The following is a 13,773-nucleotide window of genomic DNA, read 5'->3' as shown; positions in this document are numbered from 1 at the left end:
TAGGCTTTAGAGAATAGAAAGAATGGCAAATTTTCAAATTTAAGCAGCATCCCCTCTCAAATTTCAAATTTGAAACTTGCAATCTTAAATTTGCTTGCTTCCTCTGGCACCTGCATCGCCCTTGCCAATTCTGCCGCAACTTCTGGACGAGAAAACTCTGGTGGTGGCAATTCACCCCGACGTAGCATTTCTCGCACCTTCGTTCCCGATAGATGAATGCGTTCAGCGGGAGTGCTGGGACTCGTCTTTGTCGTCGCCATTGTCTGCGTGCGCGTGCAGTAGAAGGCGTGTTCAAACTTCATCGGCGTGATGCCCAATTCACCCGGCTCAAACTCATCAAAAATGTGCTGAGCATCGTAAGTTCCATAATAATCGCCGACACCCGCATGGTCGCGTCCAACGATGAAGTGCGTACAGCCGTAATTCTTGCGAAGCAGGGCATGGAAAATTGCCTCTCTAGGGCCAGCGTAGCGCATCGCAGCGGGATTAATTGCCAAAATTACCCGGTCTTGGGGGTAGTAGTGTTCCAGCATAATCTCGTAGCAGCGCATCCGAATCTCTGCCGAGATGTCATCATCTTTAGTGACTCCCACTAAGGGATGCAAGAACAAGCCATCTACGGTTTCTAAAGCGCACTTTTGGATATATTCATGCGCCCGGTGGATGGGGTTGCGAGTTTGGAAGCCGACAATCGTTTTCCATCCCCTTTCTTTGAACATGGCGCGAGATTGAGCGGGATCGATCTGGTAATTAGGGAATAAAGGATGAGAGTCGCGTTGCAACAGCCAAACTGAACCCGCGAGATTTATTTCCCCTTGTTTGTAGACAACCTTAACGCCTGGGTGCTTTTCATCGTGGGTACGATAAACATTCACCGCCTCGCGGGTTTTGTCGTAGCGATACTTTTGTGTGAGTTCCATGACACCCACAAATCTACCAGTCGGGTCATCCAGACGCACCAAACCGCCTTCTTTGAGATTCGCCGCAACCGACTCATCCACCGAAAGCGTGACGGGAATTGCCCACGGTAGCCCATTGGCAAGCCGCATTTCAGTCACTACGCGATCGTAGTCTGCCTGTTCCATAAAGCCAGTCAGCGGACTAAATCCACCAATGGCAATCAACTCTAAATCCGATGTTGCTCGTTCGTCGAGTTGCACTCTGGGCAGAAAGTCGGCTTTATCGAGAAATACTTGTCGTTGTTCTGGTGTTGCGATGCGATTAATTAGCTGACCGCCGTGAGGTGCTATGCCGTCTGGACGCTGACTCATATCGAATTGTTAATTTTAGCTGCAAAAAACATCGTACCAATATATAGAACCGGACGGTGAAAAACCTAACCCCCCAGTTCCCTTCTCTTGGGGTTAAAGAGAATCGATTTTTCAACTAACGTGTTTGCGCTCATTATGCGATCGCTTCCCATTCATCCCAGGTAACTTGAAACTCTTTATAGACTTGTTCCATCGCTAACTCCTCTGTTTCAAAGTAACCTTCTTCGGAAGCTCCCCACTCCTGCGATATTTGAAAGAGATAGAAACCAGAGTCAGGTGTGTATTGCACAATTCTAATTTCTTGAGGTGGAGATAGCTCTATTTTTTCCCCATTTACATAGCGATACCGACGCACGACTCTGGTAGATGTATGTTGCGAACTTAGAAACACACGATGCTTTAAGATGGGCAATCGTTGTTTGAATAATTCGAGTAGCTCAAAAAAAAACATCTAGAGCTTTGGCTTCGTCTCCAAGTTCTTGCAAAATAATGTTATTCCATCCTGCTGTTGATGATTCCCAATTGTAATATCTAGCAATCCAATCATGAAATTTTCCAAATGGAGGAATTTCTTCTAGAATAGCAACATTATTTGTTTGTCTAGCAAAATAGTACCCGGAAATAAATGCCTTTAATAAGGTAATAGACTTCTTTCCCAAGTACATACCAGGTCTAGGTTTTATTCTTTCCAAAAGCTCATAGATAGGCATTTTTGAAGGGATATAAAGGTACCAGACAGTATCTTGCTTTACCTAGAAACAGGACAGAATTTTGAATTCAACCGTTTTCAAGAGTCGATGCAGGAAATGTATAACATTACGGCACGGATAGGATAATATAATTAGCTTCTATTCTGCGGCTGCAAGAGATGCCTCGGATAACTTTTTGGTGCTGTTTGAATAATTTTAGAATCTTTAATGGCTTCACTTATGCAGTTTTAAGCTAGGAAATTCTCTGAATTGGATTTACATTTATCCCAAAAATAACACCTCTTTAGCTGATTGAACAGCAATAAAAAAGAGGCAAAATATTTTAGCTTTGCCTCTAAATAAATTGTCTATTTCTTGTAGAGTACGCTAAGTATAATTTCCTTTGCGTATCTTGGCGCTCCTTTGGTTTCTTAATTACTCAAACCTTTCAATAATGCCACCGCCGAGTACGATATCTCCATCGTACAAAACCGCAGCTTGTCCAGGGGTAATCCCGAACTGAGGTTCATCGAAGACAAGCTTGATTCGCGAATCTTCCAAGGGAATTACGGTGACTGGCACTGCCTTTGAGCGATAGCGAACTTGCACTTCGGCGCGGATGGGACTGGTGGGTTCTGGGATAGAAACCCAGTTTAACCGTGCTGCGGTGCATTCAGGCTTATGAGTGCTAGCGCGATCGCCTACAATCACTCGATTCCGTACCGCATCCAACGCCACCACATACAGCGGTTCCGCCGCCGCAACACCAATTCCCTTCCGCTGTCCAATGGTGTAGTGATGAATACCCGTATGCTGACCTAACACCTTCCCGGACTGGTCAACAATGTCACCCGTTTGCTGAGAAATGTACTTGTCTAGAAACGTCTGCATGGAACCGTGGGATTCAACCAAACACAAATCCATACTTTCCGGCTTATCAGCGGTTTTTAAGCCGAATTCTGCGGCGATACGCCGAGTTTCTGTCTTGTGTAGTTCTCCCAACGGAAACATCGATCCCGCTAGCATTTCTTGGCTCAAATCGTACAAAAAGTACGACTGATCCTTAGATAAATCTACAGCCCGACGTAGCTGATAACGTCCGGTTTCTGCGTCATACCCGATCCGCGCATAATGACCCGTGGCAATTTTATCAATCCCCAACTCTTCAGAGGCATAGCGCAGCATCGGGCCAAATTTCACCGCCTTATTGCACTGAGAACAAGGCAACGGAGTAATCCCCGATTCGTATCCGGCAACTAGGTAATCGACAATATTTTCCTGAAAAACATCCCGGCTATCAACAATGTGATGGGGAATGCTCAACTGTTCGCAAAGAGAAGCCGCATCGACCATTCCCTCAGAACAGCATTGACCTTTACCCTTCATTAGCCAGAGGGTAAGACCAACAACTTCATATCCTTGATGATGGAGGGTGGCAGCTGCGACGGAACTATCAACTCCACCGGAGAGGCCGACGACGACTTTATTCATAGAACGAAAAAGTGAATTACTGAATTATCAGTTTTTTCTTTTCTAGACTAACACTTTGATAATCGTCATTCGTCTAGAGTGATTAGTCCTTTGTCTGTAGGCGTTGTCAGGTTAAAACGTTCCAACCTGACAATATTCCAACGTTTTAATCACTAATGATGAAGGACTGATGACTAATTATGCTAGATTGACTACAAATTTTGTCCGCACAATTCCTGGAAGATCGCCGAGGAGAGCTGATTTTAAATGAGGAGCAATCAGCAGCGTTTACTCACTCATGGCAACAGAGAAAGAAAAACCTGTTGGCTGTTGTCCCTTGCCTCGTGCTTGTTCTGGGGTGGATATTTGCTCATTCCACACCCAATTCCAGCAGCAGCCAGACCTCTCCCTACACCACCTGATGTGCTTCCTGGCTTACCTACATCACCAAATACTCCGCCAGCGTTTCCTCAAGATACTTTGCCCTCGATTTCACCGAATCCTTCGGGCAGGCGTGAGATTGAATTTCAGGCACCACCAATTACACCTAGCAGAAGGACACCCAGCAGAAGTAGAGATGAGAATTCTCCCCCGGTGCGTCGGAATTCTCGTCTCTTTGGGGTTTTTATTAATGGGGATAGCCCGCTGTTGTTAGCCCAAGTCCGAAAAATAGAACCCGAAGCTTTTGTGCGGTACGGCGGGGGTGTAATCCAAGCGGGAGTATTTGCTGATGAAGTTAAAGCCCAGCAGCGGATTCGGGATCTGGAAGAATGGGGCATTCGGGCGAAAATTAGCGCTTATTCTGAGGAGAATTTTGATGCTGATGCAGAGAATTTCGATTCTCGTCCAGTCACCCGTAGGGAAGAAGTGGAGGAAGTTACCTATTTCGTTGTGATTCCAGGGAGTCAGGAGTATTTACCTGACATTGCTGCCCACATGATCCGGCTGGGGTTCCCCAAGGATGAGGTGTTTCAAAGAGAAGTACCACGCGGACCCCACGTTGCGGTCGGCCCTTTTGAGAATCAGTCACAAGCAGAACGCTGGAGTCGCTTTCTTCGGTCTAATGGTATGGATGCGCGGGTGGTTTATTTTGGTCAATAGCGTGCCCCTGCTGTAGGGGCGGGGAGACTTTGCCCATGCTCATGCTGAGTAAGATAAAACTTAGAACTCACAGAAATCAGCACTGAAATTGGCACAGATGCAACAGAGGCAGGAAAAGATTCAGCAAATCGTGGTGACTGCCCAGCAGATGCGCGAGATTGAAGGGCGCATCTTTGCGGCTGGAATGCCAGTGGCGGCTTTGATGGAAAAGGTCGGGGGTCTGATTGCTAGTCGAGTTCAAGCGCTTTATCCTTGTTTGCCCCCCTTATTCCCCCGGTCAACGGGGGGAGGTAAGAATAAACTGCGTGTAGGCGTTTTGGTGGGACCGGGTCATAATGGGGGCGATGGGTTGGTAGTCGCCCGTGAGTTGCATTTTCAGGGTTATGAAGTTGTTATCTATTGTCCGATTGCCAAGCTGAAGGAATTAACTTCGCAACACGCCCAGTATGCTGAGAGTTTGGGCATTCCCTGTGTTGAGCAAATTGAGCCGTTGCAAGGGTGCGATCTAATTATTGATGGTTTATTTGGGTTTGGGTTAGAAAGAGCGATCGCAGAACCCATATTTTCTGCGATTCATCAACTGAATCAGTGGTCTAAGCCAGTCATTAGTATCGATTTGCCTTCTGGTTTGCATACCGATACTGGGGAAGTTCTGGGAACGGCGGTTCGTGCAACTCACACGTTTTGCTTGGGCTTGTGGAAATTGGCGTTTCTGCAAGATCGAGCCTTGGAATCTGTTGGAAAAGCGGAACTGATTGATTTTGGTATCCCGGTGGCGGATATCTCGGCGGTACTGGGTGAGACGCCCAACATTCAGCGGGTGACATCGGCAGTTGCGATCGCGCATCTTCCCATTCCTCGCCCCGCAGTAACTCACAAGTACAAACAAGGACATTTGCTGTTGATTTGCGGTTCTCGCAAGTATGCTGGAGGCGCGATTCTATCCGGTTTGGGAGCGAGAGCAAGTGGTGTCGGGATGCTCTCAATTGCGGTGCCAGAATCGCTGAAACCTTTGCTGGTGGCTCAGTTGCCAGAAGCGCTGATTATCGGTTGTCCGGAGACAGAGACAGGTGCGATCGCATCTTTGCCAGAAGAAATTGATTTGAGTTCGTATAATGCGATCGCTTGTGGTCCCGGTTTGACAAAAGATGCCACGTCAGTCGTCGAAAAAGTATTAGAAAGCGATTTGCCGATTGTTTTAGATGCTGATGGCTTGAATATCCTCGCCCAATTAAACCCGATACCGACTCTCTCTAAACGACAAGCACCTACTGTTCTCACCCCTCATACAGGTGAGTTTAAGCGTTTGTTTCCAGATGCACCCGATACCACGAAAGATCGGGTAAGTGCAGTTCGGGAAGCAGCCCAGCAAAGTGGGGCAGTGGTACTCCTGAAGGGGGCAAGGACTGCAATCTGCCATCCTGGTGGCTCAGTATGGATTGTTCCCGAAAGCACTCCCGCTTTAGCCCGTGGCGGTAGTGGAGATGTGCTAACGGGGCTAATGGGTGGATTGGTCGCAACGGCATCTCAGCAAGAGTTACCCATCGCAGAGATGGTGCAAAGTGCGGCTTGGTGGCACGCTCAAGCCGGAATTTTGGCAGCCGAGGAGCGGACTGAGTTAGGAGTTGATGCGTATACTTTGACTCAGTATTTGATGGCAGTTGTGCATAGAGCTTACGGCACTGCGATCGCCACGGCGTTCTAGTATTCTTGGCAACAGAAGGAAACAGCGCGAAATTTAGCCGTATCGCAGCGGTATTGCTTTTAGCAAATGGCTTCTTGTCACTGCAATTCTTCTCTGTTATCAGCCGAATTTAGTTGAAAATATTGTCGGGTGGTTGTGGGAAATGATGATGGAAGATTAGAGAAATCGCCGTTGTTTTTTATGAAGCGCTTGGAAGGCGATCGCTTTCTCCTTACTCTTCTCCTAACGTCAGCAAACCTGCTTTTCTATCTACTACTAACCGCCGATTTTCTAGCCAGGGTAAACCCAGTAAAACCTCGGTAATTTCTTCACCCCCTAAAACGGGAATAGTAAACTCTTTACCCTCCATAACAACAGTTCCTCGATAAAGATTAAACGTTGCCTCTCCCCTTGCTGTCTGCATTTGCTCTTTCTTGACAAATGACCATCCCAAACTCTCTACATCTTGGATATCCATTACCAACCAGTCAGTGAATCCGGTGTCTAGCAACGCATTCACTGTAACTAATGAACCATCATCCGCGATTAAGTCAATCTCAAAAAATAGCTCGCCCTTCTCGCCAAAATAGCCTTGGATCATATTTTGCCGCAAGTCCCGGTTTCATTCAGGCGCATTGCCATCAGCACTGCTGTAGGGTGCTTCTGCTTGGCTTTTTGGAAACTGACTTCTTCATCGGGGTCAATGAAATAGTCTCCGCTTTCTGGCTCAATATGTATGAACCAGTCGTAATGCTCCGCGACTAATTCCGGGTAAACTTGGTTAAAAATTTCCCGACATCGCTTGCCAAATGCTTCATCCTCAGCCTTGCGTTTTGCTATCTCTTCTGGAGAAAGCGGGGGGCGATCGGGAAAAATTCGGCTGCCACGCGGTACTCGTCTGTGGGTTTTCTGGGTCATGATTACCGTTCCGTAGTCGTGTAACTATTTAATAGTATATCTTTATGTATGTGTGGCGATTTAATGGGCGCGATCGCTTAATTTCAATTATTTAAAATCGACAAGATTATGGAAGCGATCGCATTTTAAAATAACTGAAACGGATTAGTAATAAAAAAGTGATTATTCTCGTCATGGGCGTATCTGGTAGCGGCAAATCTACCGTCGCCCAGCTACTCGCACAAGAACTAAACTGGGGCTTCAGCGACGCCGACTGCTTCCACTCAACCGCTAATATTGAAAAGATGAGCCGTGGCATTCCCCTCACCGATGCCGACCGAATGCCGTGGTTGCAAGCCATGCAACACGCCATCGACCAATGGCTACAGGAAGGCAAGAATCGGGTACTAGCGTGTTCTGCCTTAAAAGAATCCTATCGTCAGATGCTGTGGCGAGATCCACAACAGATGCGCCTCGTTTATCTCAAAGGGAGTTTTGAGGCGATCGCGCAGCGGCTGGAGGAGCGTCAAAGTCACTTTATGACCAAAACACTCCTGCAAAGCCAGTTTGACACCCTTGAGGAACCACAGAATGCCCTCTGGGTGGATGTTTCCGAGCCGCTAGACGTAATCGTGCAGCAGATTCGCAGGCGTCTAGAAATCTAAAACGAGCGATCGCAAATGATTCCAACTCCGCTGTCTCGCCACAGGCAATCCCTAAAATCTCAAACCCACACCACCCTGGACTGAAACAGCCGTACCGCCGCCATCGCGGTAGGCATCAAAAGCAATAATCGCATTGCCAAAAAGAACAGCATTGCTGTTGGGAACGACGTAATCAATCCCCGGTTGAATCGCAAAACTGGTTTTATCCCCTACCGGCGAAGGTGTCCGATTCCCACTGCCAAAAGCAACGCCTGCACCCACATAGACATCTGTTTGCCAGTTGAGGGGGATATCATAGGAAATCGTTGGCACAACCGCTGGACTCGCCCCAATTAGCGCTTGTGCCCTTAAGGAAAGGGGAGCTTGCAAGAGTTTGTAGCGTACAGCAACCACCCCACCGATTTGGCGACCTTCTCCAAAATCATTATCATTAATCCCCACCGTAGCACCAACACCCACATAGCTGCCGTATGCTGCTTGAGCCGATGCTGGCTGACAAAAAGCAAACCCTATCTTACCGGAAGTCGAATCCGTTACGGGAAGCAAAAAGTAAAACGCAAAAAATAAAAAGTAAAAAAGGCTTTTTTTTACCTTTTTCCTGTCACCTTCTAAGGCGACTCCTTCTTGCAGAAATAAATCCTTGAAACGCTCCATTTCCCCACTCCTCAGCGCCCATGAAGCAAAATGCTCCATGTTTGTGTCGATTGTATTCTAATTTATCCTGAATTTCCTCAGTACCAAATTATTCATAGCCAGAGATAAAAAACACCGCCCCAAGCTTTCTCGGAACGGTGTTTATTCTTTTGAAACGTTAGCGTTACAAACGATGACTCTGTTTCACATCTACTTGGTCGGCATCGGTGGCATAATCACCTTGTCAATCGCATGAATGATGCCATTAGTGGCTTCGATGTTAGCCTGAGAGACATTGGCGTTGCCCACCATCACGCCATCGTTTCCAACCTTAACGGTGACTGGGCTGCCTTCAACTGTCGTCACTTCTCCAGATTTCAACTGGGAAGAACTCACTTTGCCGGGAATGACGTGGTAGGTCAAAATCTGAACCAGCATCGCTTTATTTTCTGGTTGCAGTAACTTTTCGACAGTGCCTTCGGGTAAAGCTGCAAATGCTGCATCAGTCGGTGCAAAAACCGTGAACGGTCCTTGTTGTTCCAGGGTTTCGGTCAAACCTGCGGCTTCCAAAGCAGCAGTCAGAATTTTGAATGAACCATTTTGGGCAGCAAGCGCAACCAAGTTGCTACTTGAAGGCATCGTCCCTTGTGTAGCAGCCGGGTCAGGACCTTCGCCGGGGGCTGGCATCATCCCTTCTGTGGCAGGGGGCTGAGTGCTGTTGCTGGGGGATTGCATCATCCCTTCTGTAGCAGGGGGCTGAGTGCTGTTGCTGGGGGATTGCATCATCCGGTCGGTAGAAGACGGCTTCGGCTGAGCGCCTTGGCTAGGGATAGCGGTAGGGGATGGTACAGTTCTTGGGGTTGACTGAGCGCTGCGATCGCGATTGTAGGGCGGCTTGCTGAAAACGTCTGATTGAAGAATTTCAGGGTTGGGATTCACCTGGGCACCAGCTGGCAGACCCATAAGGGTACTAGCACCGATAACTCCCATCAGGCTAGCCAGTTGTTTAATCAAACTGTTGCGTTTTTGATTGGTCATTGCTAAGGGTTTCCCTAAAAACTTAGACCTAGTTAACTTCACATTTTGTTACATATGTTTACCTCTGCCTAAAGTGTGAGTTCCTCTGCCAACCGATGGGGAAACCGGGACAACACAGGGGGATTGAACAATCTAAGTAGCTAAATAGGCGAAAAGGTGCAACTTATTTCTTATTAAGAATATCAGCGTTAGCTTTCTTCGTGGCGGCTTGTTAAGAGTTAGAGGTTGCAAGGCGGCTGGTACGCTCTTCAGACTAAAAGGAGAATTTTGTTGCGATCGCGCCTACGTTTACCTACGCTCATCTAGGCAGAAACCATTCCTGTCTCGGAGCGATTCCGGCTTTTCTCCCTCCTGCCTACTTTCTGTTAGGGGAGTAAAAAGTTCGCGCGTCTGACTAAATAGAGCTTTGTTCTCCGCTTTGCTGAGGCTAGCACCGCCCTCTCCACTGGGCGAGTTGAGTCATGATTGCCGTTTCTGGCTTCAACCGCCCTCAGTCAGCCAAAATTTATTGCAATCCAGTTAATTAACTGGAAATACTACTTCTTTATATATAAACAAACTTAAGCAATAGCTTCATTATCTATGCCTTTTGATTATACCCTCTGATAGAGGTGGACAATTAAGCCAGCTTGTTATTCTAATAACAACAAAAAGATAACAACATCAACAAAAAACATTAATAAGAACGGAGCAAAAAAATGGGAATTATTGCTTGGATTGTTTTAGGTCTGATTGCAGGTGCGATTGCTAAAGCTATTTATCCCGGTCATCAAGGCGGCGGTATCCTCGCCACAATGGTATTAGGTATTTTAGGTGCCTTGGTTGGTGGTTATTTAGGACAAGTTTTACTGGGATCATCGGGAGGCGCAGCCTACGGAGCGTTGACAGTACCGAGTATTGCTTTTGCTGTTCTAGGCGCAATGGTTCTGCTATTCCTGTGGGGCTTGTTAACTCGCCAGAGAGCTTAATTAAGGGTTCCCTTTTATTACCATCTAGCATTTAGAAAGCACCCCAGCTTAGCCTGGGGTATTTTTATTGGCTCTATTTTGTGTTACAGCCGTCGTTATTTGGCTGCATTTAACAAAGCCGATTCGCTCATTTTTTATTAAAAAAATAAAGCCATTTGAACTCAACTTTTAATTTGGCAAAGTTGTAATTTTTCAAGCTGTATTTTTTATAAGCAAAAATAAGTAATTTAATAAGTACATCTGCCCAAAAACAATAATTTTTGCTTTTAGTTCCACCGATGCAAATAATAACAATAGTAGGCTAAAAGCGTTAGATTAACAGTGTTACTTAAAAATAGAAGGAGATAAAAAATGCTGGAGTTGTACCAATTTGAGCTATCCCACTACTCCGAAAAAGTGCGACTGCTGCTGGATTATAAAGGTCTGCCCTACCGCAAAATTGAGGTAACACCAGGAGTGGGACAGGTAGAATTGTTCCGGATGTCTGGTCAACGACAGGTACCCGTCCTGAAGGATGGCAATACAGTAATTGCTGATTCGACAGCGATCGCTAAGTACCTCGATAAGCAATATCCCGACCGACCCCTAATCCCCGTTGACCCGAAACAAAAGGGACTGTGCTTACTGATTGAAGCCTGGGCAGATGAATCTATTGGTTCCAAAAGTCGTAAGGTGTTATTTGGGGCACTCAGCCAAAATCAGAACTTCCGCACCTCGATTTTACCGAGCAACACGCCAGATGCTCTCAAGACTCTCGTGGGGGCACTGCCTGGTGAAGTGCTGAATCTCCTGGGTCTTGGCGTCGGATACGGCCCCGATGCCGTACAAGCGGCGACAGAGGATCTTCAGCAAGACCTAGAGAGCCTATCCCTGCTACTATTGGAAAGCCCTTACTTAGTCGGCGATTATCCAACCTTGGCAGATTTTGCCGTCGCTGGACTGAGTATGCTGATTAAATTTCCCTCTGGCCCCTATCTTGACCTTCCCGAAACCCTTAGAGGCAAAGGAATCCCTGGTTTGGCTGACCGTAGCGCCTACGAGACATTTTTCAACTGGCGCGATCGCCTTTATGCCGATTATCGCAAACCCCTAAGTGCCAACACAACCGCCGGAGCTACAGGATCAACGCCGACATCAATTGAGATAGATTAGGCAATCCATTTTAGATTTTAGATTTTGGATTGGTTTAAAAATCCAAAATCTAAAATTGAGTGAATAGCTAGGCTCCGAGAATTAGGGTAAACTTTGGATGCCTAAGGGTTCTGAAGCAACACTAAAAAGACTCCAGAAGCGATTATGGAAATGCCATTAGGGTCGGTAATTCAAGGTTCCCTCAGTCAGGGACTAGAAGTAAGACTGCATCCCGATATTTCTGTTGAGGATATGCGGGTTGGCAAATTTCTGGTAGTCAAAGGTGCCCGTTCAGATTTCTTCTGTATGCTCACAGACGTTTCCCTAGGCACCTCCAGTCAGCGAATTGTCGCCAATCCTCCCAGTCCAGAGGACACTTTTTTGCAAGCGGTTTTAGCAGGGAGTGGCACCTATGGCACCATCAATCTGACGCCGATGTTAATGCTGACACGAGAAGCAACAAAGTCAGTAGGCGCTTATGTGGTGGGTGCCGAAAATCCTAACTCCAACGGCAAATCCAACGGAGGAACTCTCGCATCCTTTCAGCTGCAAAGTAGCGCTGATACTGAGATGGAGTTGATGCCTGTTAAGACAATTCCCAGCCACTTCAGCCAGGTTTATGATGCGACGGAACGCGATTTCCGCGCCGTCTTTGGTTGGGAAGATGACCCCACTCGGTGCAACTTCGCCATCGGTCAACCTTTGGATATGGATGTGCCCGTATGTCTGGATTTACACCGATTCGTGGAACGCAGCAACGGCGTTTTCGGGAAATCTGGCACCGGCAAATCCTTTCTCACCCGCTTACTCTTATCTGGCATCATCCGCAGGCAGGCAGCGGTCAATTTAATTTTTGATATGCACTCGGAATATGGCTGGGAAGCCGTCCGCGAAGGCAAACACTTCAGCACTGTCAAAGGCTTGCGGCAGCTATTCCCAGGACAGGTGCAAATTTACACCCTTGACCCCCAATCTACCAAGCGGCGGGGGGTGCGTGACTCTCAGGAACTGTACCTCAGCTACGACCAAATCGAAGTCCAAGACATCATGCTGGTGCGGAATGAGTTAGGTCTTTCTGAAGCAGCTTTGGACAATGCCAATATTCTGCACGCCGAGTTTGGCAACTCCTGGATTGTCCAACTGTTGAATATGACCAACGAGGAAATCCAGCTGTTCTGCGAGGAGAAGAAGGGTCATAAGGGTTCAATTATGGCGTTGCAGCGCAAGCTGATGCGCCTGGAAAATCTCAAATATCTGCGAACTGCCTGTCCCCACAACTACGTTAATCAAATTTTGCAATGCCTTGATGCAGGTCAGCACGTGGTGATTGAGTTTGGTTCTCAGTCAGATATGCTCTCCTATATGCTGGTGACGAATATGATCACCCGCCGCATTCACAAAGCTTATGTAAGCAAGTCTGAATTGTTTTTGCAGACCAAGAACCCGATCGATCGTCCTCAGCAGCTAGTCATTACGATAGAAGAAGCCCACCGCTTCCTTGACTCCGCCATCGTGCAAAGTACCATTTTTGGTACGATTGCCCGCGAGATGCGAAAATACTTTGTCACCCTTCTGGTGGTAGATCAGCGTCCCTCTGGAATTGATAATGAGGTGATGTCCCAGATTGGCACCCGCATCACTGCTTTGCTAAACGATGACAAAGACATCGACGCCATTTTTACTGGCGTCTCTGGCGGCATGAGTCTGCGTTCCGTTCTGGCAAAGCTGGATTCTAAGCAACAAGCCTTAATTTTGGGTCACGCGGTTCCGATGCCCGTCGTGGTAAGGACTCGCCCTTACGATGAAACGTTCTACAGAGAAATTGGCGATACTTGCTGGGAAGAGATGCCAGACGATGAAGTGTTCGCTGCGGCTGAAGCCGCTAAAGCTGATATTGGTTTTTGATCGTGGTTTTTAATCCGTAGTCAATAGTCATTGGACTATTGACTACGGACTTCTAGGCAAAAATAGTTCGGTTATCCCACAACGACTAGAGTACCCGTTGAAGGGTTTTCCGTGGATGATTATATATATAGGACACAGATAGGACGCTTTTAGCTAATGATTTTCCGGGTGGTACTCAAGGGTTAACAGGAATTTGCCAGAGCAGCAAGTTTAACCCAATCGGATGAACCTTTCAACCTGGAGCGTCGTCTATCATTAGTGATACGATAGAAATGTAAAACAAACTCATACCGACTTTGACTTTTTAGCCTTTATTACCTA

Annotated in this window: 14 protein-coding genes; 6 read left to right on the top strand and 8 right to left on the bottom strand. The window is 47.1% G+C overall.

The genetic code is table 11. The annotated features are described in order from the left end of the window. Window positions 1-56: 56 nt before the first annotated feature. From sat to mnmA, 4 genes are all read right to left on the bottom strand, one after another. Window positions 57-1,271, bottom strand: coding sequence for a sulfate adenylyltransferase (gene sat / locus NDI34_RS10100; RefSeq protein WP_190984751.1), 1,215 nt, complete (start codon window positions 1,269-1,271; stop codon window positions 57-59). A gap of 133 nt (window positions 1,272-1,404) precedes the next feature. Further along, complete coding sequence (locus NDI34_RS10095; protein ID WP_348232586.1) at window positions 1,405-1,722, bottom strand: hypothetical protein; 318 nt, start codon at window positions 1,720-1,722, stop codon at window positions 1,405-1,407. Beyond that, window positions 1,709-1,981, bottom strand: a complete 273-nt coding sequence (locus NDI34_RS10090) for a hypothetical protein (protein ID WP_190984749.1) — start codon at window positions 1,979-1,981, stop codon at window positions 1,709-1,711. Before NDI34_RS10090 ends, NDI34_RS10095 begins: the two co-directional genes overlap by 14 nt. 414 nt (window positions 1,982-2,395) lie before the next feature. Beyond that, on the bottom strand, window positions 2,396-3,451 hold the full coding sequence (gene mnmA, locus NDI34_RS10085) for a tRNA 2-thiouridine(34) synthase MnmA (RefSeq protein ID WP_348232585.1): 1,056 nt from the start codon (window positions 3,449-3,451) through the stop codon (window positions 2,396-2,398). A 246-nt stretch (window positions 3,452-3,697) separates the two neighbouring features. On the opposite strand from mnmA, the gene NDI34_RS10080 reads away from it, so the two are divergent. Together NDI34_RS10080 and NDI34_RS10075 are read left to right on the top strand one after the other, a co-directional pair. Beyond that, window positions 3,698-4,531, top strand: a complete 834-nt coding sequence (locus tag NDI34_RS10080; RefSeq protein WP_348232584.1) for a hypothetical protein — start codon at window positions 3,698-3,700, stop codon at window positions 4,529-4,531. Window positions 4,532-4,628: 97 nt separating this feature from the next. Continuing rightward, a complete protein-coding gene (locus NDI34_RS10075; RefSeq protein ID WP_348232583.1) occupies window positions 4,629-6,236 on the top strand; it encodes an NAD(P)H-hydrate dehydratase in 1,608 nt (535 codons plus the stop codon). A 211-nt stretch (window positions 6,237-6,447) separates the two neighbouring features. Here the strand turns inward: NDI34_RS10075 and NDI34_RS10070 are convergent, their stop codons facing one another. Both NDI34_RS10070 and NDI34_RS10065 read right to left on the bottom strand, forming a co-directional pair. Next, on the bottom strand, window positions 6,448-6,816 hold the full coding sequence (locus tag NDI34_RS10070; RefSeq protein ID WP_190412966.1) for an aspartyl protease: 369 nt from the start codon (window positions 6,814-6,816) through the stop codon (window positions 6,448-6,450). Then, the gene (locus tag NDI34_RS10065) at window positions 6,813-7,133 is read right to left on the bottom strand and encodes a hypothetical protein (RefSeq protein WP_190412967.1); all 321 of its coding nucleotides are present in this window, start codon (window positions 7,131-7,133) and stop codon (window positions 6,813-6,815) included. Before NDI34_RS10065 ends, NDI34_RS10070 begins: the two co-directional genes overlap by 4 nt. 158 nt (window positions 7,134-7,291) lie before the next feature. Here NDI34_RS10065 and NDI34_RS10060 point away from each other — a divergent pair, with 158 nt between their 5' ends. Next, window positions 7,292-7,777 carry a gluconokinase, GntK/IdnK-type gene (locus NDI34_RS10060; protein ID WP_190527495.1) on the top strand — a complete coding sequence of 162 codons (486 nt, stop codon included), beginning with the start codon at window positions 7,292-7,294 and terminating at the stop codon, window positions 7,775-7,777. Window positions 7,778-7,828: 51 nt separating this feature from the next. Here the strand turns inward: NDI34_RS10060 and NDI34_RS10055 are convergent, their stop codons facing one another. Both NDI34_RS10055 and NDI34_RS10050 read right to left on the bottom strand, forming a co-directional pair. Next, a complete protein-coding gene (locus tag NDI34_RS10055; protein ID WP_242030332.1) occupies window positions 7,829-8,431 on the bottom strand; it encodes a hypothetical protein in 603 nt (200 codons plus the stop codon). A 189-nt stretch (window positions 8,432-8,620) separates the two neighbouring features. Next, complete coding sequence (locus NDI34_RS10050) at window positions 8,621-9,448, bottom strand: fasciclin domain-containing protein (RefSeq protein WP_190428676.1); 828 nt, start codon at window positions 9,446-9,448, stop codon at window positions 8,621-8,623. Window positions 9,449-10,146: 698 nt separating this feature from the next. On the opposite strand from NDI34_RS10050, the gene NDI34_RS10045 reads away from it, so the two are divergent. The 3 genes from NDI34_RS10045 to NDI34_RS10035 all read left to right on the top strand — a co-directional run bounded on the left by NDI34_RS10045 (window position 10,147) and on the right by NDI34_RS10035 (window position 13,452). Further along, window positions 10,147-10,416: a GlsB/YeaQ/YmgE family stress response membrane protein gene (locus NDI34_RS10045; RefSeq protein ID WP_190412970.1), complete on the top strand. Its 270-nt coding sequence runs from the start codon at window positions 10,147-10,149 to the stop codon at window positions 10,414-10,416. A gap of 351 nt (window positions 10,417-10,767) precedes the next feature. After that, the gene (locus NDI34_RS10040; RefSeq protein WP_190437541.1) at window positions 10,768-11,568 is read left to right on the top strand and encodes a glutathione S-transferase family protein; all 801 of its coding nucleotides are present in this window, start codon (window positions 10,768-10,770) and stop codon (window positions 11,566-11,568) included. Window positions 11,569-11,712: 144 nt separating this feature from the next. After that, window positions 11,713-13,452, top strand: coding sequence for an ATP-binding protein (locus tag NDI34_RS10035; protein ID WP_190437538.1), 1,740 nt, complete (start codon window positions 11,713-11,715; stop codon window positions 13,450-13,452). Window positions 13,453-13,773: the final 321 nt, after the last annotated feature.

Origin of the sequence: Trichocoleus sp. DQ-U1 (assembly GCF_039961925.1) — a bacterium.
Classification (GTDB): Bacteria; Cyanobacteriota; Cyanobacteriia; order Cyanobacteriales; family FACHB-T130; genus FACHB-T130.
The sequence above is the reverse complement of the archived record's forward strand: the minus strand, read 5'-3'. Positions and strand labels throughout refer to the sequence as shown.

Coding starts and splice junctions, on each gene's coding strand:
- sat (WP_190984751.1), bottom strand. CDS start 1,271: ATGAGTCAGCGTCCAGACGGCATAGCACCTCACGGCGGTCAGCTAATT.
- NDI34_RS10095 (WP_348232586.1), bottom strand. CDS start 1,722: ATGTTTTTTTTTGAGCTACTCGAATTATTCAAACAACGATTGCCCATC.
- NDI34_RS10090 (WP_190984749.1), bottom strand. CDS start 1,981: ATGCCTATCTATGAGCTTTTGGAAAGAATAAAACCTAGACCTGGTATG.
- mnmA (WP_348232585.1), bottom strand. CDS start 3,451: ATGAATAAAGTCGTCGTCGGCCTCTCCGGTGGAGTTGATAGTTCCGTC.
- NDI34_RS10080 (WP_348232584.1), top strand. CDS start 3,698: ATGAGGAGCAATCAGCAGCGTTTACTCACTCATGGCAACAGAGAAAGA.
- NDI34_RS10075 (WP_348232583.1), top strand. CDS start 4,629: ATGCAACAGAGGCAGGAAAAGATTCAGCAAATCGTGGTGACTGCCCAG.
- NDI34_RS10070 (WP_190412966.1), bottom strand. CDS start 6,816: ATGATCCAAGGCTATTTTGGCGAGAAGGGCGAGCTATTTTTTGAGATT.
- NDI34_RS10065 (WP_190412967.1), bottom strand. CDS start 7,133: ATGACCCAGAAAACCCACAGACGAGTACCGCGTGGCAGCCGAATTTTT.
- NDI34_RS10055 (WP_242030332.1), bottom strand. CDS start 8,431: ATGGAGCGTTTCAAGGATTTATTTCTGCAAGAAGGAGTCGCCTTAGAA.
- NDI34_RS10050 (WP_190428676.1), bottom strand. CDS start 9,448: ATGACCAATCAAAAACGCAACAGTTTGATTAAACAACTGGCTAGCCTG.
- NDI34_RS10045 (WP_190412970.1), top strand. CDS start 10,147: ATGGGAATTATTGCTTGGATTGTTTTAGGTCTGATTGCAGGTGCGATT.
- NDI34_RS10040 (WP_190437541.1), top strand. CDS start 10,768: ATGCTGGAGTTGTACCAATTTGAGCTATCCCACTACTCCGAAAAAGTG.
- NDI34_RS10035 (WP_190437538.1), top strand. CDS start 11,713: ATGGAAATGCCATTAGGGTCGGTAATTCAAGGTTCCCTCAGTCAGGGA.